We start from the raw sequence: 19,860 nt of genomic DNA, 5'->3' as shown, positions 1-19,860 counted from the left end.
GGATTATGGGTATCATAACCAGTTCGACAATACTTAGCCAAAATCCTGCTAAAAACGGTAGCCGCTGCTGCAGATCCTGATGTGACAACCAGCCGGGGTGAAAAAACAGGGCGAGGTTCCACCTGTTCCTCGCCCGTGCAGGTTACAATTCAGTTTACAGGTTTACTTGGCTCACTACGGTTATTACCCGCTTCCCATTTCATTCCTTCAATACGGCCTGCCCGCAAATGCCCGCCTCCTACTCCACCGTCACGCTCTTGGCCAGGTTGCGGGGCTGGTCCACGTCGCAGCCCCTGACCACGGCCATCTGGTAGGCCAGGAGTTGCAGGGGTATCACGGCCAGCACGGGGGCCAGGACGGGGTTGGTGGGCGGGATGTAGAGCACGTGATCGGCCACCTTTTCCAGTTCCTTCTGCCCCTCCATGGCCAGGGCGATTACCGTGGCGTCCCGGGCCTTCACCTCTTTGATGTTGCTTAAGGTCTTTTCAAAGAGGTTCTTCTGGGTGGCCAGGGCGACCACCGGCACGCCCTTTTCAATCAGGGCCAGGGTGCCGTGCTTTAATTCCCCGGCGGCGTAGGCTTCTGCGTGTATATAGGAGATCTCCTTCAGCTTCAAGGAACCTTCCAGGGCTACGGCATGGTCCAGGCCCCGGCCGATGAAGAAGACATCCTCGGCCCTGCCGTAAATCCGGGCGAGATCCCTGATCAGGTGGCCGTTGCTCAGGATCAGTTCCGCCCGGCTGTCCAGCTGTTTTAATTCTTTAATAATCGCCCGCCTCTCCTCAAGGGTAATGGTGCCCCGTACCGTGGCCAGGTGCAGGGCAATCAGGTACATGGCCACCAGCTGGGTGGTATAGGCTTTGGTGGAGGCCACGGCTATCTCGGGGCCGGCCCAGGTATAGAGCACGTGGTCGGCTTCCCGGGCAATGGAGCTGTCCACCACGTTGGTCACGGCCAGCACCGGGGCACCCAGACGCCTGGCTTCCCTCAAGGCGGCCAGGGTATCGGCGGTCTCCCCCGACTGGCTGATTACTATCACCAGCGTATCTTCATCGATTAAAGGCCGGCGGTAGCGGAATTCCGAAGCGATATCCACCTCCACCGGTACTCGGGCCAGCTGTTCGATCACATACTTGCCCACCAGGCCGGCGTGGTAGGCGGTGCCGCAGGCGGTGATAAATATTTTACGCAGGCTTCTCAGCTTCCCGTCATCAAGCTCCAGTTCCTTGAGCACCACCGCCGAATCGTCACCGGCCAGGCGGCCCTTCAAGGTATCCCGCAGGGCTCGGGGCTGCTCGTGGATCTCCTTCAGCATAAAGTGGGCAAAACCGTTCTTTTCGGCCTGGGCCGCCTCCCATTTTACCTCAAAGACCCGTTTCTCCACCGGTTCCCCGCACCGGTTAAAAATCCTCACTTCTTCCGGTGTCAGTACGGCCATCTCGCCGTCGTCCAGGATGTATGTGCGCCGGGTATGAGCCAGCAGGGCGGGGATATCGGAAGCCAGGAAGTTTTCGCCCTGGCCCAACCCCACCACCAGGGGGCTGTCCTGGCGCACGGCCACCAGTTTATCCGGCTCGTTAACGGCCAGCACCACCATGGCGTAGGAACCCCGGATGTGCTCCACCACCCGGCGTACTGCCTCCACCAGATCACCCCGGTAAAAGTGTTCTATCAGGTGCGGCAGCACCTCCGTGTCCGTTTCGGAAGTAAACTGGTGGCCCTGGGAGCCGAGCCATTCCCTCAATTCCAGGTAGTTCTCAATAATCCCGTTGTGCACCACGGCAAAACGCCCGGAACAGTCGATGTGGGGGTGGGCATTGGTGTCCGAAGGGCGGCCGTGGGTGGCCCAGCGGGTGTGCCCGATACCGGTACGCGCCTGGCCGTTATAATCCCGCAACCTTTCCGCCAGGCCGGCCAGCTTGCCCGCCTGTTTATGCACCTTAATGACCCCGTCTTCCAGGACGGCAATGCCGGCTGAATCATAACCGCGGTATTCCAGTTTGGCCAGCCCGCCAAGGAGTATGGGTACGGCCCGCCGGGGGCCGGTATAGCCAACGATGCCACACATATGGAAAACCTCCAGCAAAAAGGTTTTTAGTCTAATAATTAGAAATGCCGGGGCACAGAAAGGCCTCCGGCAGAGAAAGGGGCTTTTGTAAAAAAAGGAACGGAAGTAATTTCGTAAAACGGCCTCCTACCCATATGCCACCGGACACCCTTTGTCCCGGCCGTTGCCGGCCGGTTTTGTAGTGTCGTTCACGGTCGTGGCCAACCGGGGAGCACCCGCCGAAAACTTCGATAAACTCCCTCCTCGTCAACCCGGAACACCCGTTAAATCAACTGGCTAACCGGCAATTCCGGGTTCTGGCGCTTTAATTTTCAGTTGTCCCGAAAAAAGACTTACGCTTCCCACCCCCTTTCAAAAAGCCCTCGTTTAAGAGGATACCTTGCGGATTACGTCCACCAGCTCGCCGGCAATGGACCGCAGGAGGTCCATATCCCGGCCCTCAACCATCACTCTCACCAGGGGTTCGGTGCCCGAAGGGCGCACCAGGACGCGCCCCTGACCGGCCAGGCGTTCTTCCTGTTCCCGGATGGCCCGGGCCAGTACGGGGCTGTTCATCACTTTTTCCTTATCGGTCACCCGGACGTTTTCCAGCAGCTGCGGCAGCTTCTCCATCTGGGCGGCCAGTTCCTGCAATGGTACGCCAGTTTCCCGCACCACCTGCAGGAGCTGCAGGGCGGTTAAAATGCCGTCCCCGGTGGTATTGTAATCCAGCATGATGATGTGCCCGCTCTGCTCCCCGCCAAAGGTGGCTCCCGAACGCAGCAGCTCCTCCAGGACGTAACGGTCCCCAACCCGGGTTTTCAGCACCCGGATGCCGCTCTGCCCCAGGGCCAGGTCCAGCCCCAGGTTGCTCATCACCGTGGCCACCACCGTATTTTTGGCCAGCCGGCCCTTTTTCTGGAGGGCCCGGGCCAGGATAACCATAATCTGGTCGCCGTCCACCGGGTTGCCCCGGCCGTCCACGGCGATTACCCGGTCGGCATCACCGTCATGGGCCAGCCCCAGGTGGGCGCCGTGCTCCAGCACCGCCTCCCGCAGGGCGGCCAGGTGGGTGGAACCGCAGCCGGCATTGATATTGACTCCGTCGGGGGTGTTGAATATAGGAATAACTTCCGCACCCAGTTCCGCCAGCACCCGGGGGGCAACCCGGGAGGCGGCCCCGTTGGCGCAGTCCACCACCACCTTTAAACCGGAAAAGTCACATGATACGGTATCCTTTAAAAAGGCCACGTAACGGTCCACCGCATCGACTACCGGGTAGGCACGGCCCACCCCCGCCCCCACGGGAGCGGGAATGCGGTCGGGACAGGAAACCAGCTGCTCGATTTCCTCTTCCATCCCGTCGGACAGCTTGTAGCCGCTGGCTCCGAAAAACTTGATCCCGTTGTCATCCATGGGATTGTGGGAAGCAGATATGACCACTCCCCCGGCGGCACCCAGTGCCCTGGTGAGGTAGGCAATGGACGCGGTGGGCATGACCCCTACCTTGAGGACATTGACCCCGGCCGAACATATCCCGGCCGTGAGGGCGGCCTCCAGCATGTCGGAGGAAATGCGGGTATCCCAGCCGACCACCAGGCTCGCCCCCGGCAGGCCCCGGGAAAGAACGTAAGCCCCCGCCCGTCCCAGCTTTAAGGCCAGTTCCGGGGTAAGCTCCCGGTTGGCTACCCCCCGGACGCCGTCGGTACCAAATATTGCTCCCATGGTCAAAGTCTCCTTTCACGCTCGACAGAGATCACGTCCAAACACTGATTATTATATCTACAGCCATCGAAGAGGTCAATTTTTTGCCAAAAAGTCTAAGTTCACTAAACATAATATGATGAAGGATGATTTCCGGCCAGTATCACGCCCCTGATAAAAAATCTCTATGGGGCACCACCCGTTTTTCATGTTTGGTTTTGTCCTCCGGGCGGCGTTCTTTCAGGAGGGTTTTCCGGCAAGGGGGAAAGGCGTACCGTAACCTGGACCTGCTCGGGACGCATGACCACCCCGTTCCCGGGAGCAACCAGGCCAACCCTTCGTACCACATCCTCACTGACCCCGCTGATATCCACCGGAACAGTGTTTACCCTTTGGACACCTTCCAGTACCGGCGCCGGTGCCGATACCTGGATCACATCGGGTTCCACCCTTACCTCCTCCACCCGGTAACCCGCCGCGGGAGTCCCTCTTACCTGGGGTTCCACCGGCACTTCTTTTACCGGCATGGCCAGAACGGGAATGGTCACCCTGACCACAGGGGGAAACACGCTGACTCCCTGGGGCAGGCCGGTGAGTGTTGCCGATCTTTCCAGCGTTCCCCTGGCACCCTGTATGTCAACGGTCGCCGTTATCCGGGAAACGGCATTAACCAGCCGCTCCGGTCCTTTCAGGTGTACCAACGGCGGGTCAACTGTAGCGGCCAGGACACTGTAACCGGCGGCAGGTTCCCCCCTGAAGGTTACCTCCACCGGGACTTCCTTTTCCACTATCCTGTCCACCTGCACCCGCACCCGGGAGGGGGACACCTGGATCACCCGGATGCCGGGTGGAGCACTCACATTTACCGTCAGCTCGTTTTCTCCCGGGGTGATGCCGGATAAGTCCACCACCGCCTGGAAATCACCCGGGGTAAGGGTGGTCAGCTGACCCCGGCTGCCCTGGGCCCGCACATTCACCGTTGACGGCAACCCGGTCACCAGGTAACCGTCGGGAATCCCCCGCCCTTGCAGGGAAACATTAAACGGGCGTTCGTCCAGAGGGTTTTGTTCGTTGGTCACGTAAACCCACAGGATCAGGGCCATTAACAGCGACAGAATTTGCAGGGAAAGATTGCGCCAGTTTAAACGGGGCAAACAGGAACACCTCCGGCACTGCTACTATTTACGAAGCCACAAAAAGGCCAGGGAATGCCCCTTTTGCGGCTCGAACGCCCCGGCCAGCCGGTCGGCCAGGGCAGGCTCGTCCAGGTTTCTGGCCAGCACACCCTCCACGGCCAGGGAGATGGCCCCCGTCTCCTCGGAAACAATCACCGCCAGGGCGTCCGAAACTTCCGTTACGCCAATACCCGCCCGGTGGCGGGTGCCCAATCCCCTGGCTACGTCGGGGCTTTCCGTCAGGGGTAACAGGCAGGCCGCCGATGCCACCCGGTCGCCCCTGATGATCACGGCTCCGTCGTGCAAAGGAGTATTGGGCTCAAAAATATTGAGCAGCAATTCTGCCGTCACCAGGCCGTCGATTTTAATGCCCGTATCGATGTACTCCTCCAGGCCGGTGGTCCGTTCTAAAACAATCAACGCGCCAATACGCCGGCGGGATAGAAGACTGGCCGCCCGTACCACCTGGCTGATGGTCCGGGAACGATCGTCCTCACCCTGATGAATGAGCGAGCTGGTAAAAAAGCGGCCTCCCCCCAGCTTTTCCAGCGCCCGCCGCAGCTCGGGCTGAAAAACTATGGGCAGGGCGACCACCAGAGCAGTCATCGCCTGGCGCAGCAGCCAGTGAAAGGTATACAGATGTAACCAGCTGCTTAAAGCCGTGGCCACCAGCAGTACGGCCAGGCCTTTTAGCAGCTGTACCGCCCGGGTACCCTTAATCAACAGAATTAACCGGTAGAGAACAAAGGCTACAATGAGTATGTCTATGATGCTGGTAAGGTTGAAAAGATCCAGGTTCAGGGCCTTAAGTTGCTCCAGCAACTTCTTTCCCCCTTCGTACGCCCGATCACGGTTAGTATTGAATTCATGAAGACATTATAACCCTTTTGTGGTTGCAAATAAAGGAGCGCCCTCATCTAAAGGAGCGCCCGAATTTATCTTCCATTGTTTTTGAGCAACCCGTAGGCGATGCTGTCTACCAGGGCCTGCCAGCTTGCTTCAATGATGTTTGTAGATACCCCCACGGTGCCCCAGGACCGCTCACCGTCCCCGGTTTCAATCAGCACCCGCACCACTGCCCCCGTGCCGTCCTTTTCATCCAGCACCCGCACCTTGTAGTCGGTGAGCTGCATGCGCCGGATGTCGGGGTAGAAAATTTCCAGGGCCTTGCGCAGGGCGTTGTCCAGGGCGTTCACCGGACCGTTTCCTTCCGCCGCCGTGTGCACCACCTGGTCACCCACGGTCAGCTTGATGATGGCTTCGGAATACACGGGGCTGTTTTCCTTCAGCTCTATGATCACCCGCAGGCTTTCCAGCTTGAAGGGCTCCCGGTAATTGTCGTACGCCCGGCGCAGGAGCAGTTCAAAGGACCCTTCGGCGCCTTCAAACATGTACCCCTGATGCTCCAGTTCCTTAATTTCTTCCAGGAAGCGGCGCGTTTCTTCCTTGCTGGCATCGAGATTGAAGTTGAGCTCCTTTAACTTGTAGAACAGGTTGGACAGTCCGCTCAACTCGGACACCAGCACCCGCCGCCGGTTGCCCACCAGTGCCGGGTCAATGTGCTCGTAGGTCCGGGGGTCTTTCAAAATGGCGTTGACATGGACCCCGCCCTTGTGGGCAAAGGCGCTGGCTCCCACAAAGGGCTGGTGGGGGTTGGGATGCAGGTTGGCCAGTTCGCTGACGTAACGGGACAGCTCGGTGAGCTGGGCCAGGGCAGACCGGGGGATGGTTTCGTGGCCGTACTTTAATGTAAGGTTGGGTATAACGGAACAGAGGTTGGCGTTGCCGCAGCGCTCCCCGTAGCCGTTGATGGTCCCCTGCACGTGGGTTGCCCCGGCCTGAACCGCAGCCAGGGTGTTGGCCACGGCCAGTTCCCCGTCATTATGGCAGTGGATGCCCAGGACGGCCGGGACCTCTTCCTTTACCCTACTCACTATAGCGGCAATTTCCTCCGGCAGACTCCCCCCGTTGGTATCGCATAAAACCACCCGGTCAGCCCCCCCCTGCACGGCCGCCTTCAGGGTGGCCAGGGCATATGCGGCGTTGGCCTTGAAGCCGTCAAAAAAGTGCTCCGCATCATAGATAACCACCAGCCCCCGGTTTTTCAGGTAGCTCACCGATTCTTCAATCATGGCCAGGTTTTCTTCCAGGGTGGTCCCCAGAGCCCTGGTCACGTGCAAGTCCCAGCTCTTGCCGAAAATTGTGGCCACGGAAACCCCGGCGGCCAGAATGCACTGGATGTTGCCGTCTTCCTGCACCGGAATCCCGGGCTTGCGGGTGGATCCAAAGGCGGCAATACGGGCATGGGACAGCCGGTGGTTTTTAATGCGCTGGAAAAAAGCCATGTCCTTGGGGTTGGAGCCGGGCCAGCCGCCTTCCACGTAGTGAAAACCCATTTTATCAAGCTTGAGAGCAATCTTGACCTTGTCTTCCGCGGAAAAGGAAATGCCTTCCCCCTGGGAGCCGTCCCGCAGGGTGGTATCGTAAATCTCCACTACTGCCATGGTTTCTCCCCCTTAGACAAGCTCGCCCCTTTCCACCAGTTCGGCAATCAGCCGGCCCATCTCCGTGGTGGTTACCTGGTGTTTGCCCGGTTCCATGATATCGGCTGTGCGGTATCCCTGCTCAAGCACCGTGGCCACCGCCCGTTCAATGGCCGCGGCCGCCTCCTCCAGCCCAAAGGAATGGCGCAGCATTAAGGCACCGGAAAGGACGGCGGCAATGGGATTGGCCAGCTGACGCCCGGCAATGTCCGGGGCGGAGCCGTGAACCGGCTCATATAAGCCCACCCCGTCTCCCAGGCTGGCCGAGGGCAGCATACCCAGGGAGCCGGTGAGCTGGGCGGCCTCGTCGCTCAGGATATCGCCGAAAAGGTTCTCCGTGAGCAATACATCGAATTGTTTCGGGTTGCGCACCAGCTGCATGGCACAGTTATCCACCAGCATGTGGTTGACTTCCACGTCGGGGTACTCCCTGGCCATGTCCGTAACCACCTCCCGCCACAGGCGGGAGCTTTCCAGCACATTGGCCTTATCCACCGAGGTGAGCTTTTTCTTTCTCTTCCGGGCCAGTTCAAAGGCCCGCCTGGCCACCCGCTGGATTTCCTGGGTGGTGTAGACCAGGGTTTCCACCACCCGCTGTCCGCCGGGAATTTCCTCCCGCCTTTTCTCCCCAAAATACAGGCCGCCGGTGAGCTCACGCACCACCACGATGTCCAGCCCCTCCACCACTTCCGGCTTCAAGGTGGAGGCTTGAGCCAGGGCCGGGAAAACCATGGCCGGGCGCAGGTTGGCGTAAACATTCAGGGCCTTCCGCAGGGGCAGCAGGGCGCCGGCTTCCGGGCGCAGGTGCACCGGGAGGTTATCCCATTTGGGCCCCCCGACCGCCCCCAGAAGGACCGCGTCACTGGACCGGCACAGATCCAGGGTGGCCTGGGGCAGGGGCTGGCCCGTGGCGTCATAGGCTATTCCCCCGATTAAGCCTTCCTGGAAACAAAATTCATATCCAAAACGACGTCCGGCGGCGGCCAGGACCCGGGTGGCCTGGGCCGTTACCTCCGGGCCAATACCGTCCCCCGGTAAAACCGCAATCCTGTACATCATCCATTCAACCTCCGGGCTACATAGTTAATCAGGCCTCCGGCGGCGATGATCTCCTGCATGAACGGCGGCACCGGTGTGGCCCGGTACTGCTCGTTGCGGGTCAGGTTGGTGATGGTCCCCGATTCCACGTCCACCGCCACTTCGTCACCCTCCTGGATTTTAGCCGCCGCTTCCGGAGACTCGAAGATGGGCAGGCCGATGTTGAAGGCGTTGCGGTAAAAAATGCGGGCAAAGGAAGCGGCAATCACGCAGGAAACCCCGGCCGCCTTGATGGCTATGGGGGCATGCTCCCGGGAGCTGCCGCAACCGAAGTTTTTCCCGGCCACAATTATATCCCCCGGCTGCACCCTGCCGGCAAAGGAGGGGTCCGCATCCTCCATGCAATGGGCAGCCAGCTCCCGGGGATCGGAGGTATTTAAGTAACGGGCCGGAATAATGGCGTCGGTGTCTATATCATCACCAAATTTCCACGCTTTTCCGCGCAGCTGGTTCATCTACAGCACCTCCTGGGGAGCGGCAATCCGCCCCAAAATGGCCGAGGCGGCGGCTACCGCGGGATTGCTCAGGTATACTTCGCTTTCCGGGTGGCCCATCCGGCCTACAAAATTCCGGTTGGTGGTGGCCAGGCACCGTTCCCCGGCGGCCAGGATGCCCATGTGGCCGCCCAGGCAGGGGCCGCAGGTGGGAGTGCTCACCGCCGCACCGGCGTCAATAAATATTTCAATTAAACCTTCCTTTAAGGCGGTGCGGTAAACTTCCTGGGTCCCCGGGATAACGATCAGACGCACATCGGGATGTACCTTTTTGCCCTGCAACACCCGGGCGGCCAGGCGCAGGTCCTCCAGCCGGCCGTTGGTGCAGGAACCGATAACCACCTGCTGGATCTCCACGTGCCCCGCCTGGCTTACCGGGCGGACATTGGAGGGCAGGTGGGGGAAGGCCACCTGGGGTTCCAGCTTGCTCACATCAAACTCGTAAACCCGGGCGTACCGGGCATCGGGATCGCTCTGATACACCCGGTAGGGCCTTCTGGCCCGTCCCTTTACGTAGTCGAGGGTAATTTCATCGGGCGGCACAATGCCGTTTTTGGCCCCGGCCTCCACGGCCATATTGGCCATGGTCAGGCGCCCGTCCATGGACAGGGTCTCGATGGCCGGCCCGGTGAATTCCATGGCCTGGTAGAGGGCACCGTCCACGCCGATCTGGCCGATGGTGTAGAGGATTAAATCCTTGCCCCCCACCCAGGGCTGGAGCTCCCCATAATAGACGAACTTAATTGACTCGGGAACTTTGAGCCAGATTTCCCCCAGGGCCATGGCCGCAGCCAGGTCGGTGCTGCCCACCCCGGTGGCAAAGGCCCCCAGGGCGCCATAGGTACAGGTATGGGAATCGGCCCCGATCACCACGTCCCCCGGTCCCACCAGCCCCTGCTCGGGCAAAAGGCAGTGCTCGATCCCCATGCGCCCGACCTCAAAGTAGTGGGTCAGCTGCTGCTGGCGGGCAAAGTCCCTGAGAATTTTGGCCTGCTCGGCCGACTTGATATCCTTGTTCGGTACGAAGTGGTCGGGTACCAGGACCACCCGCTCCCGGTCAAAGACCTTTTCTACACCGATGCGCCGGAACTCCTTAATGGCCACGGGAGCGGTAATGTCGTTACCCAAAACCAGGTCCACCCGGACATTGATCAGCTGCCCGGGTTCCACCCGGTCGAGGCCGGCATGGGCGGCCAGGATTTTTTCCGTGATGGTCATGGGCATGTTCTTAACTCACCTCGTTGCTCTTGTCTGTTAGCCTACCCGACTCCCAGAGGAGCCTGTTGACCGCGTTGACGTAAGCTTTGGCGCTGGCCTCCAGGATGTCCGTGCTGATGCCCCGGCCCAGGTAGGTCTTGCCGCCGTTTTCGGAGATTTTCAAGGTAACCTCGCCAATGGCGTCCTTACCGGAGGTAACGGCATTAACCCCCCAGCTTTTGAGTACGCAGGGAACACCGGTGACCTTGTCGACCGCCCGGCAGATGGCATCCACGGGGCCGTTGCCGCAGGCCGCCTCCTCAAAGACCTCGTCGCCCTTCTTCAACCCGACGGTGGCCGTGGGCACTATGGTCGTACCCGTGGAAATGTGCAGGTACTCCAGGGTATAGGTTACCGGCACCGGGCGCAGTTCTTCCTCCACAATGGCCTCCAGGTCCGCGTCGGTAATTTCCTTTTTCTTATCGGCCAGGACCTTGAACTGCTGAAAGGCCTTGTTGAGCTCCTCCTCGCCGAGCTCGTACCCCAGCTCTAAAAGTCTCTGCCGGAAGGCGTGCCGCCCCGAGTGCTTCCCCAGAACCAGGTTGCTCTGGCTGATCCCCACCATCACCGGGTTCATGATCTCGTAGGTGGTACGCTCCTTGAGCACCCCGTCCTGGTGAATGCCCGATTCGTGGGCAAAGGCGTTTTTACCCACCACCGCCTTGTTGGGCTGCACGGGCATGCCGGTGAGGCTGGACACCAGGCGGCTGGTGCGGTAAATTTCTTCCGTGCGGATGCTGGTCTCACAGCCGAACTGGTCCCGCCGGGTATAAAGGGCCATGACCACCTCTTCCAGGGCGGCGTTTCCGGCCCGCTCGCCGATGCCGTTGATGGCCCCTTCCACCTGGTTGGCCCCGGCCGCCACCGCCGCCAGGGAATTGGCCACCGCCAGCCCCAGGTCGTCGTGGCAGTGCACGCTCAGCACCACCTTCTCAATGCCCGGCACCCGCTGGCGGATGTCCCGGATGAAGCGGGCGAATTCCTCGGGCGTGGCGTAACCCACCGTGTCCGGGATGTTCACCACCGTGGCCCCGGCCGCAATAGCCGCCTCCAGCACCCGGCACAGGAAATCCAGCTCCGACCGGGAGGCGTCCTCGGCGGAAAACTCCACGTCGGAAACATAACTCCTGGCACGCTTGACCGCCGCCACGGCAGCTTCTATTACCTGTTCTTCGGTCATGCGCAGCTTGTGGCGCATGTGAATGGGCGAGGTGGCAATAAAGGTGTGAATCCGGGGCTGCTCCGCCCCCTTAACGGCCTCCCAGGCCTGGTCGATATCCTGGAAATTGGCCCGGGCCAGGGCCGCCACGGTCACGCCCCGCACTTCCCGGGCAATGGTCTTAACCGCCTCGTAATCCCCGGGGGAAGTGATGGGAAAACCGGCTTCAATCACGTCTACTCCCAGCCTGGCCAGCTGCCTGGCGATCTGCAATTTCTCCATCACGTTGAGGCTTACCCCCGGGGATTGTTCCCCGTCCCTTAAGGTAGTATCAAAGATGTAAATACGCCGGGTCATAAAAGTCCTCCTTTGAGTGGAATCAACCTTCAAAGGTTTCGTCAATTCCACGTCCGCTGGGAACCATGGGCAAAACTTTCTCCTGTGGACTTACCAGGCAATTGACCAGCACCGGGCCGGTCGTGCCGAGCGCCTCGGGGATGACCCTTTGCGCCTCTTCTTCAGTCTCTACGGTATAGCCCTTGATGCCATAGGCCCTGGCCAGGGTGACGAAATCGGGATGGAACTTGAAATCCACGGCCATGTAGCGGCCCTCGCAGTAATATTCCTGGAGCTGGCGCACCATGCCCAGGGTCTGGTTATTGATCATGAATATTTTTATGGGCAGCTCCTGCTCCCGCACCGTAGCCAGCTCCTGCATGGTCATCTGGAAACTGCCGTCGCCGGTAACCAGGATAACCTGCTGGTCGGGCAGTCCCAGCTGGGCGCCAATGGCGGCGGGCAGGCCAAATCCCATGGTACCCAAACCGCCCGAAGATATCAGGCCGCGCGGGTGCTTAAACCGGTAGTACTGGGCCACCCACATCTGGTGCTGGCCCACATCGGTGGCGATGGTGGCGCAGCCTCTGGTGTGGCGGTACAATTCTTCAATGATGTACTGGGGTTTCAAGCCGCCTTCCCGGTTGTAGCGCAAAGGGTAAAGTTCCCGCAGTTCCTGGACGCGGGCCAGCCAGGGGGAACGGTCGGTTTTCTTGAGCAGGGGCAGGAGGGCCTGCAGCACCAGCTTCACGTCCCCCACGATGGGTACATGCACCGGCACGTTCTTGCCAATTTCGGCCGGGTCGATGTCCACGTGGATCACCGCCGCGTGGGGAGCAAATCTGGCCAGCTTGCCCGTTACCCGGTCGTCAAATCTGGCCCCCAGGGCAATGAGCAAATCGCACTCCGTTACGGCCAGGTTGGCGTAACGGGTCCCGTGCAGGCCGAGCATCCCCAAAAACAGCGGGTGATCCCCGGGAAAGCTGGAAAGCCCCATGAAGGTATTGGTAACCGGGGCGGAAATTAACTCGGCCAGCTCCAGAAGCTCTTCGCTGGCCCCGGAATTGAGTATACCGCCGCCGGCGTAAATCACCGGGCGCTGTGATTGGTTGATCAATTCCGCAGCCTGGCTGATTTTGGTCGGATGCCCCCGGTAGGTGGGCTTATACCCCCGCAGCTTCACCGTTTCAGGATAGTGAAAGTCAATGGTCGCCCCGGCCACATCCCTGGGCAGGTCAATGAGTACCGGCCCCGGCCGGCCGGTGGAAGCGATATGAAAGGCGTTCTTGATGATCTGGGGCAGGGCGGCCGGGTCTTTTACCAGGTAATTATGCTTGGTAATGGGAATGGTAATCCCCGTGATATCCACTTCCTGAAAGGCATCGGTGCCCACCTGGCTGGTGGGTACCTGGCCGGTAAAAACCACCAGGGGAACCGAGTCCATGTAGGCGTTGGCTATCCCGGTCACCAGGTTGGTGGCTCCCGGTCCGGAGGTAGCCATGCATACTCCCACCCGGCCGGTGACCCGGGCGTAACCATCGGCGGCATGCACAGCCCCCTGCTCGTGGCGGACCAGCACATGCTTGATGGAGGAATGATAGAGGGCGTCGTATACGGGGAGCATGGCGCCTCCCGGATATCCGAAAACAATATCCACCTTTTCCAGCTCCAGGCAGCGGACGAGGGCCTGGGCAGCGGTAATCTTCAAGGCAACTCCCCCCTTTTCCAGCCGTTTTTCCGGGAGTTACCGGGGGGCCGCCGGCGGGCCCCACCCTGAACCCGGTATTTAGCGCTTCTGCAGCCAGGGCATCATCTTGCGCAGCTCAGCCCCCACCTTTTCGATGGGGTGTTCGGCCTCCCGGCGGCGCATGGCGTTGAACATGGGCCGGTTGGCCTGGTTTTCCAGGATCCACTGTTTGGCAAACTGGCCGTTCTGGATCTCCTGCAATACCCGCTTCATTTCCCTGCGGGTTTCTTCGGTGATGATGCGCTTACCGACCATGTAATCCCCATATTCGGCGGTGTTGCTGATGGAGTAACGCATCCAGCTCAGGCCGCCCTCGTAGATCAGGTCGACGATGAGCTTGAGTTCGTGCAGGCACTCAAAGTAGGCCATTTCCGGGGCGTACCCGGCCTCCACCAGGGTGTCGAAGCCGGCCTTGATTAACTCGGAAACCCCGCCGCACAGCACCGCCTGCTCGCCAAAGAGGTCGGTTTCCGTTTCTTCCTTAAAGGTGGTCTCGAAAACGCCGGCCCGGGTGCCGCCGATGCCCCTGGCGTAGGCCAGGGCCAGCTCTTTTGCCCGGCCGCTGGCATCCTGATGGACGGCCACCAGGCAGGGCACCCCTTTCCCTTCTACAAACATGCGGCGGACGATGTGTCCCGGCCCCTTTGGTGCCACCATAAAGACATCCACATCTGCCGGGGGAGTAATCTGTCCATAATGGATGTTGAAGCCATGGGAGAACATCAGGGCCTTGCCGCTCCTCAGGTGGGGGGCAATGTGCTCTTTATACAGCCCGGGCTGGACCTCATCGGGTACCAGCACCTGGATGATGTCCGCACGCTCAGCCGCCCCGGCCGGTGTATAAACCTCAAATCCATCGGCCTCAGCCTTTTCCCGGCTGCGGCTGGTTTCCGGCAGGCCAACGATCACATTTAACCCGCTGTCTTTTAAATTCTGGGCCTGGGCGTGTCCCTGGCTGCCGTAGCCCAGAACCGCAATGACCTTTCCCTGCAGTAAGCTCAGATCGGCATCGCTGTCGTAGTAAACTTTAGCCATCTCACTCATCCTCCCGTGAACCATTGGTATTGATACTGGTATAGCGGGAACCCCGCAGCATGGCAATTTTACCGGTTCTCACCAGTTCCTTGATGCCGTAAGGCCGCAGCGACTCCTCAAAAGCCTTAACCTTACCCTCGTTGCCGGTGCACTCCAGAATCATAGTCCGGCGGCCAAGATCCACAATGCGGGCACGGAAGATATCGGCAATCTGCATGATTTCCCCCCGTTTTTCCGGCCCGGCATTCACCTTGATGAGCACCAGTTCCCGGTCCACGTATTCGTCGGCGGTGATGTCGCTGATCTTGATCACGTCGATGAGCTTGTGGAGCTGCTTGGTCACCTGTTCCAGTACCCGGTCGTCTCCCTCCACCACAATAGTCATGCGGGAAATGGCCGGGTTGTCGGTGCGCCCCACCGCCAGGCTGTCAATGTTGTATCCCCGCCGGCTGAACAGGCCGGCCACCCGGGCCAGGACCCCGGGGTTGTTTTCCACCAGCACCGCCAGGGTGTGTCGCATAATCCCACCTCCCCATGCAGACGGTAACAGCCAGCACGGCTTAACCTAACATGCGGTCCAGGGACTCGCCCGGAGGAACAAAGGGCAGCACATTTTCTTCCCGCTCAATGATGAAATCGATGAGCACCGGCCTGGATGTGGCCAGGGCCTGCTCCAGGGCAGGCCTGACGTCCGCAGGTTTTTCCACCCGCATGCCCACCGCGCCGTATGCCTCGGCCAGCTTGACAAAATCGGGGTTGACCAGTTCGCTGTAAGAATAACGGCGGTTGTAAAAGAGTTCCTGCCACTGGCGCACCATGCCCAGGTATCCGTTATCCAGGATGGCCACCTTTACCGGCAGGTCGTAGTTTACCGCCGTGGCCAGCTCCTGGATGTTCATCTGAATGCTGCCGTCGCCGGCGATATCAAAGACAATCTCATCGGGGCAGGCCACCTGCACGCCGATGGCCGCCGGCAGGCCAAAGCCCATGGTACCCAGCCCGCCGGAAGAGATAAAGGTCCGGGGGCGGGTATAAGTGTAATAATGGGCCGCCCACATCTGGTGCTGGCCCACCTCGGTAGTAATCCTGGCCTGGCCTTTGGTCACCCGGTAAATCTCCCGGATGACATGCTGGGGCTTGAGGTGGCCGTTTTCCTCGTAGGTAATGGGATATTCCTTTTTCCAGGTCTGGATCTTCTCCTGCCAGGCACCCGGCAACTTGGCTTCAAGACGCTCAATGAGGGCGGACAACACCCGCTTGACATCCCCCACCAGGGGAATGTCTACCCGTACATTCTTCCCTATTTCCGCCGGGTCAATGTCAATGTGCATGATCCTGGCCTGGGGAGCAAAACTCTCCAGCTTGCCGGTAACCCGGTCGTCAAACCGCACGCCCACGGCAATCAGCAGGTCGCACTCGCAGACAGCAAAGTTGGCGTACTTGCTGCCGTGCATGCCCAGCATGCCCAGAGCCAGTGGATGATCCCCGGGGAAGCCCCCCAGACCCATAAGGGTGGTGGCCACCGGGGCCAGGATCAGCTCGGCAAAGCGGCGCAGCTCCCGGTGGGCGCCGGAATAAACCACGCCGCCCCCGGCGTAAATGACCGGCCGCTCGGCCCGGGCAATGGCCTCCGCCGCCCGGTTGAGCTGTTCCGCCGGCGGCTCCAGCACCGGACGGTACCCGGGCAGGTTCACCGGGCCGGGGTCCTCGTACTCGGTTTGGGCGCTGGAGACGTCCTTGGGAATATCCACCAGTACCGGGCCGGGCCTGCCGGTGGTGGCGATGTAAAAGGCCTCCTTGATGACCCGGGCCAGGTCCCGCACGTCCTTCACCAGATAATTGTGCTTGGTAATGGGCAGGGTGATCCCGGTAATATCCGCTTCCTGGAAGGAGTCCTTCCCCAGCTGGGAGGTAACCACCTGCCCGGTAAAGGCCACCAGGGGTATGGAATCCATGTAGGCATTGGCAATGCCCGTGACCAGGTTGGTGGCGCCGGGGCCGGAGGTGGCCAGACATACCCCCGGCCGGCCGGAAGCCCGGGCATAGCCGTCCGCCGCGTGGGCAGCACCCTGCTCGTGCCTGGTTAAAATGTGCCGGATATCTGCATCGTAGAGGGCATCATAGATGGGCAATACCGCGCCTCCGGGATAACCGAAGATGGTATCCACTCCCTGCTCCAGCAAACTGTCGACCAGGATTTGTGCCCCGGATTTTTTCATGCCCCCTCACCTCCACCATCTATTCGAGAACTGCTCCCGTGCTGGCCGAACTCACCTGCCGGGCATAGCGGGCCAGGTAACCTCCGGTCACCCGGGGGGCAGGGGGAGTCCACCGGGCCAGCCGGTCCTGGATTTCTTCAGGGCTAAGTTCCACGTCGAGACGATAATTGGGAATATCAATGACAATCATATCCCCGTCCCTGACCACGGCCAGGGGGCCGCCTGCAGCCGCCTCGGGGGAAATATGGCCGATGGAGGCACCCCGGGTGGCGCCAGAAAAACGCCCATCGGTCAAAAGGGCCACATCCCTGTCGAGCCCCATGCCCGCCACCGCCGCCGTGGGGGCCAGCATTTCCCGCATGCCGGGACCGCCCCGGGGACCTTCATAACGAATGACAATCACATCCCCCTTGTTTATCGTGCCGCCCAGGATGGCTTTAAGGGCCTCTTCCTCGGAATCGAAGACGCGGGCCGGCCCGCGGTGCACCATCATCTCCGGGGCCACGCCGGCCTTTTTCACCACCGCCCCGCCAGGGGCCAGATTGCCCCGCAGGATGGCTATGCCGCCGGTGGGGCTGTGGGGATTCTCAATGTCCCGGATCACCTCCGGCCGGCTCACCCGGCGGTCCCGGATCAGTTCGCCAACAGTTTGCCCGGAAACCGTGGGCAAATCCAGGTGGAGCAGATCCTTCTTGGCCAGCTGGGCCATAACCGCCGGAATACCACCCGCCTCATGGAGGTCCTGCATGAAGTAGGGCCCCATGGGGCTGAGCTTGCACAAATTTGGTGTGCGGGCACTGATTTCATTAATCTTGTCCAGGCTGATTTCCACCCCGGCCTCCCGGGCAATGGCCGGCAGGTGCAGTACCGTGTTGGTGGAGCAGCCCAGGGCCATATCCACAGCCAGGGCGTTCTCAAAGGCCCTGGCGGTCAGGATGCTTGACGGCCGCACATCCTCTTTCACCAGTTCCACGGCGCGCATACCCGTCAACTTGGCCAGCCGGCGCCGGGCCGCCGAAACGGCAGGGATGGTGCCGTTGCCGGGCAGGGCCATGCCGATGGCCTCGGTAAGGCAGTTCATGGAGTTGGCGGTGAACATGCCGGCGCAGGAACCGCAGCCCGGGCAGGCCTCCTCCTCCAGGGCGGCCAGTTCCTCTTCCGTCATCCGGCCCGCCCGCACGGCTCCCACGGCCTCGAACATGTTGCTCAAGGACAAATCCCGGCCCTGGTAGCGGCCGGCCAGCATGGGGCCTCCGCTGATCACTATGGCTGGAATGTCCAGCCTGGCGGCGGCCATGAGCATGCCCGGCACGATCTTGTCGCAGGCGGTTACCAGGACCAGGCCGTCAAACTGGTGGGCCTGGACCATAACCTCTATGGAATCGGCAATCAGCTCGCGGCTGGCCAGGGAATACTTCATGCCGCTGTGGTTCATGGCAATGCCGTCACAAACCGCAATGCAGGGAAACTCCACCGGCGTGCCGCCGGCCATCCGCACACCGGCCTTGACCGCGGCGGTAATCTCGTTTAAATGCATGTGCCCCGGCACGATTTCATTGAAGGAATTCACCACCCCGATCATGGGCCGCTCCAGTTCCTGGTCCACGAAACCCAGGGCCTTTAAAAGGGAACGGTGCGGGGCCTTTTCCAGACCCTTTTTTATGGCGTCGCTGCGCACGGTCAAGCCCTCCTTATTCAGTCGTCAGTCGTCGGAAGTCGGAAGTCGGAAAAAAGTATGTGCATTAGATATCCGGACTGCAATCCTCCAGTGTCCGGCGAGTGTTCGCTACCAATTCTAGCCGGCACAGTTCATGCTACGCTCATCTTCCCGGAAGATTACCGGCCCGTCAACCCTGGTCAGTTCGCGGTAGGCGTGGATCAACTCCCAGGTCATTTTCCCGGGACGGCCGTCGCCAATGACCCGCCCGTCCAGCTTAACCGCCGGGATAACTTCCGCCGCCGTGCCGGTAAGGAAGCACTCGTCAGCGGTGTAAATATCATGTCTGGTAAAGAGTTTCTCCTCCACCGGGATGCCCTTTTGACGGGCTATCTCCATCACGGTGTTGCGGGTAATCCCCTCCAGAATGCCCGCATAGGGCGGCGGGGTAATGAGCACGCCGTTTTTTACAATGAAAATGTTGTCCCCGGTGGCCTCGGCCACATAGCCTTCCTGGTTGAGCATTACCGCCTCGGGGGCACCCACCAGGTTGGCCTCCATCTTGGCATAGATGTTGTTAAGGTAGTTTAAAGATTTGACCCGCGGGTTGCAGGCCTCGGGCAGGTTCCGCCGGGTGGCCACGGTAACCAGTTCCAACCCCTTTTCATATAATTCTTCGGGGTAGAGCTGGATGGAAGCGGCTATGCAGAAGATGGTCGGATTGGGGCACTTGCGGGGATCAAGGCCCAGATCCCCCCGGCCCCGGGTGACCACCAGGCGAATGTAGCCGTCCCGCAGGCCGTTGCGCCGGCAGGTTTCCAGTACCACTTCTTCCATTTCAGGCATGGTGATGGGAATATCAAGGCCTATGGTGCGCGCCGACTCGTACAGGCGTATAATATGCTCCCTAAGCTTGAAAACCCGGTTATGGTAGGCCCGGATGCCTTCAAAAACGCCGTCCCCATATAGAAGGCCGTGATCAAAAACGGATACCACTGCCTGCTCTTCCGGTACAAACTTGCCGTCAAGATAAATAATCAGTCCCATCAAAACACACCTCTCTTCTTTCTTGCAAATCCCTTCTCTCCTGTTCCATTAAAACATCTCCCCTCCCCCATCCGGGGGATAACTACAAGTAACACCGATGTTCACCCCCGCTTCAAACCGGTAAAAAATAAGACCCGATACGATATTTCCCACAGAGTGGAACCTATCCGCTCGGGTCTTTTATCCCCACGGTGTAACCGCCGCGATTTTTCACCGGCGGCCTGTACCGCTTGGTCCAGTCCCCCGCCCAAGCGGGGCGGAACCCTAGGTACACTTCCCTCCGTACAAACCCTATGTACTTGTTTTGTGGGATAAAAATTAAAAACCTCCCGCCCCGGCAGC

Annotated in this window: 15 protein-coding genes and 1 riboswitch; all 15 genes read right to left on the bottom strand. The window is 60.3% G+C overall.

Annotated features, from left to right (window positions below; genetic code table 11):
• Positions 1 to 238: 238 nt before the first annotated feature.
• Positions 239 to 2,068 carry a glutamine--fructose-6-phosphate transaminase (isomerizing) gene (gene glmS / locus D7024_RS03360; protein ID WP_121450524.1) on the bottom strand — a complete coding sequence of 610 codons (1,830 nt, stop codon included), beginning with the start codon at positions 2,066 to 2,068 and terminating at the stop codon, positions 239 to 241.
• A gap of 366 nt (positions 2,069 to 2,434) precedes the next feature.
• Positions 2,435 to 3,772, bottom strand: a complete 1,338-nt coding sequence (gene glmM, locus D7024_RS03355) for a phosphoglucosamine mutase (RefSeq protein ID WP_121450523.1) — start codon at positions 3,770 to 3,772, stop codon at positions 2,435 to 2,437.
• 185 nt (positions 3,773 to 3,957) lie between these two features.
• Positions 3,958 to 4,905: a CdaR family protein gene (locus tag D7024_RS03350; RefSeq protein ID WP_121450522.1), complete on the bottom strand. Its 948-nt coding sequence runs from the start codon at positions 4,903 to 4,905 to the stop codon at positions 3,958 to 3,960.
• 24 nt (positions 4,906 to 4,929) lie between these two features.
• The gene (gene cdaA, locus D7024_RS03345) at positions 4,930 to 5,748 is read right to left on the bottom strand and encodes a diadenylate cyclase CdaA (protein WP_121450521.1); all 819 of its coding nucleotides are present in this window, start codon (positions 5,746 to 5,748) and stop codon (positions 4,930 to 4,932) included.
• A gap of 113 nt (positions 5,749 to 5,861) precedes the next feature.
• A complete protein-coding gene (cimA, locus tag D7024_RS03340; RefSeq protein ID WP_121450520.1) occupies positions 5,862 to 7,430 on the bottom strand; it encodes a citramalate synthase in 1,569 nt (522 codons plus the stop codon).
• Between the two features lie 12 nt (positions 7,431 to 7,442).
• The gene (gene leuB / locus D7024_RS03335) at positions 7,443 to 8,525 is read right to left on the bottom strand and encodes a 3-isopropylmalate dehydrogenase (protein WP_121452441.1); all 1,083 of its coding nucleotides are present in this window, start codon (positions 8,523 to 8,525) and stop codon (positions 7,443 to 7,445) included.
• Positions 8,525 to 9,022: a 3-isopropylmalate dehydratase small subunit gene (leuD, locus tag D7024_RS03330; RefSeq protein ID WP_121450519.1), complete on the bottom strand. Its 498-nt coding sequence runs from the start codon at positions 9,020 to 9,022 to the stop codon at positions 8,525 to 8,527. The genes leuB and leuD overlap by 1 nt, the downstream gene beginning before the upstream one ends.
• Positions 9,023 to 10,285, bottom strand: a complete 1,263-nt coding sequence (gene leuC / locus D7024_RS03325; RefSeq protein ID WP_121450518.1) for a 3-isopropylmalate dehydratase large subunit — start codon at positions 10,283 to 10,285, stop codon at positions 9,023 to 9,025.
• Between the two features lie 4 nt (positions 10,286 to 10,289).
• Positions 10,290 to 11,834 (bottom strand): 2-isopropylmalate synthase, encoded by a 1,545-nt coding sequence (locus tag D7024_RS03320; RefSeq protein ID WP_121450517.1) that lies wholly within the window; start codon positions 11,832 to 11,834, stop codon positions 10,290 to 10,292.
• A gap of 22 nt (positions 11,835 to 11,856) precedes the next feature.
• A complete protein-coding gene (ilvB, locus tag D7024_RS03315; protein WP_121450516.1) occupies positions 11,857 to 13,521 on the bottom strand; it encodes a biosynthetic-type acetolactate synthase large subunit in 1,665 nt (554 codons plus the stop codon).
• Positions 13,522 to 13,599: 78 nt separating this feature from the next.
• Positions 13,600 to 14,595, bottom strand: a complete 996-nt coding sequence (gene ilvC / locus D7024_RS03310) for a ketol-acid reductoisomerase (protein WP_121450515.1) — start codon at positions 14,593 to 14,595, stop codon at positions 13,600 to 13,602.
• A gap of 1 nt (position 14,596) precedes the next feature.
• Positions 14,597 to 15,115 carry an acetolactate synthase small subunit gene (ilvN, locus tag D7024_RS03305; protein WP_121450514.1) on the bottom strand — a complete coding sequence of 173 codons (519 nt, stop codon included), beginning with the start codon at positions 15,113 to 15,115 and terminating at the stop codon, positions 14,597 to 14,599.
• 40 nt (positions 15,116 to 15,155) lie between these two features.
• Positions 15,156 to 16,814 (bottom strand): biosynthetic-type acetolactate synthase large subunit, encoded by a 1,659-nt coding sequence (gene ilvB / locus D7024_RS03300; RefSeq protein ID WP_121450513.1) that lies wholly within the window; start codon positions 16,812 to 16,814, stop codon positions 15,156 to 15,158.
• Between the two features lie 19 nt (positions 16,815 to 16,833).
• The gene (gene ilvD / locus D7024_RS03295) at positions 16,834 to 18,492 is read right to left on the bottom strand and encodes a dihydroxy-acid dehydratase (RefSeq protein WP_121450512.1); all 1,659 of its coding nucleotides are present in this window, start codon (positions 18,490 to 18,492) and stop codon (positions 16,834 to 16,836) included.
• A gap of 117 nt (positions 18,493 to 18,609) precedes the next feature.
• Complete coding sequence (gene ilvE, locus D7024_RS03290; protein WP_121450511.1) at positions 18,610 to 19,518, bottom strand: branched-chain-amino-acid transaminase; 909 nt, start codon at positions 19,516 to 19,518, stop codon at positions 18,610 to 18,612.
• A gap of 166 nt (positions 19,519 to 19,684) precedes the next feature.
• Positions 19,685 to 19,797, bottom strand: a riboswitch (guanidine-I (ykkC/yxkD leader).
• Positions 19,798 to 19,860 lie beyond the last annotated feature (63 nt).

Origin of the sequence: Desulfofundulus salinus (assembly GCF_003627965.1) — a bacterium.
Classification (GTDB): Bacteria; Bacillota; Desulfotomaculia; order Desulfotomaculales; family Desulfovirgulaceae; genus Desulfofundulus; species Desulfofundulus salinus.
Note: the sequence above shows the minus strand (reverse complement) of the source record. Positions and strands in the feature narration are given on the sequence as shown.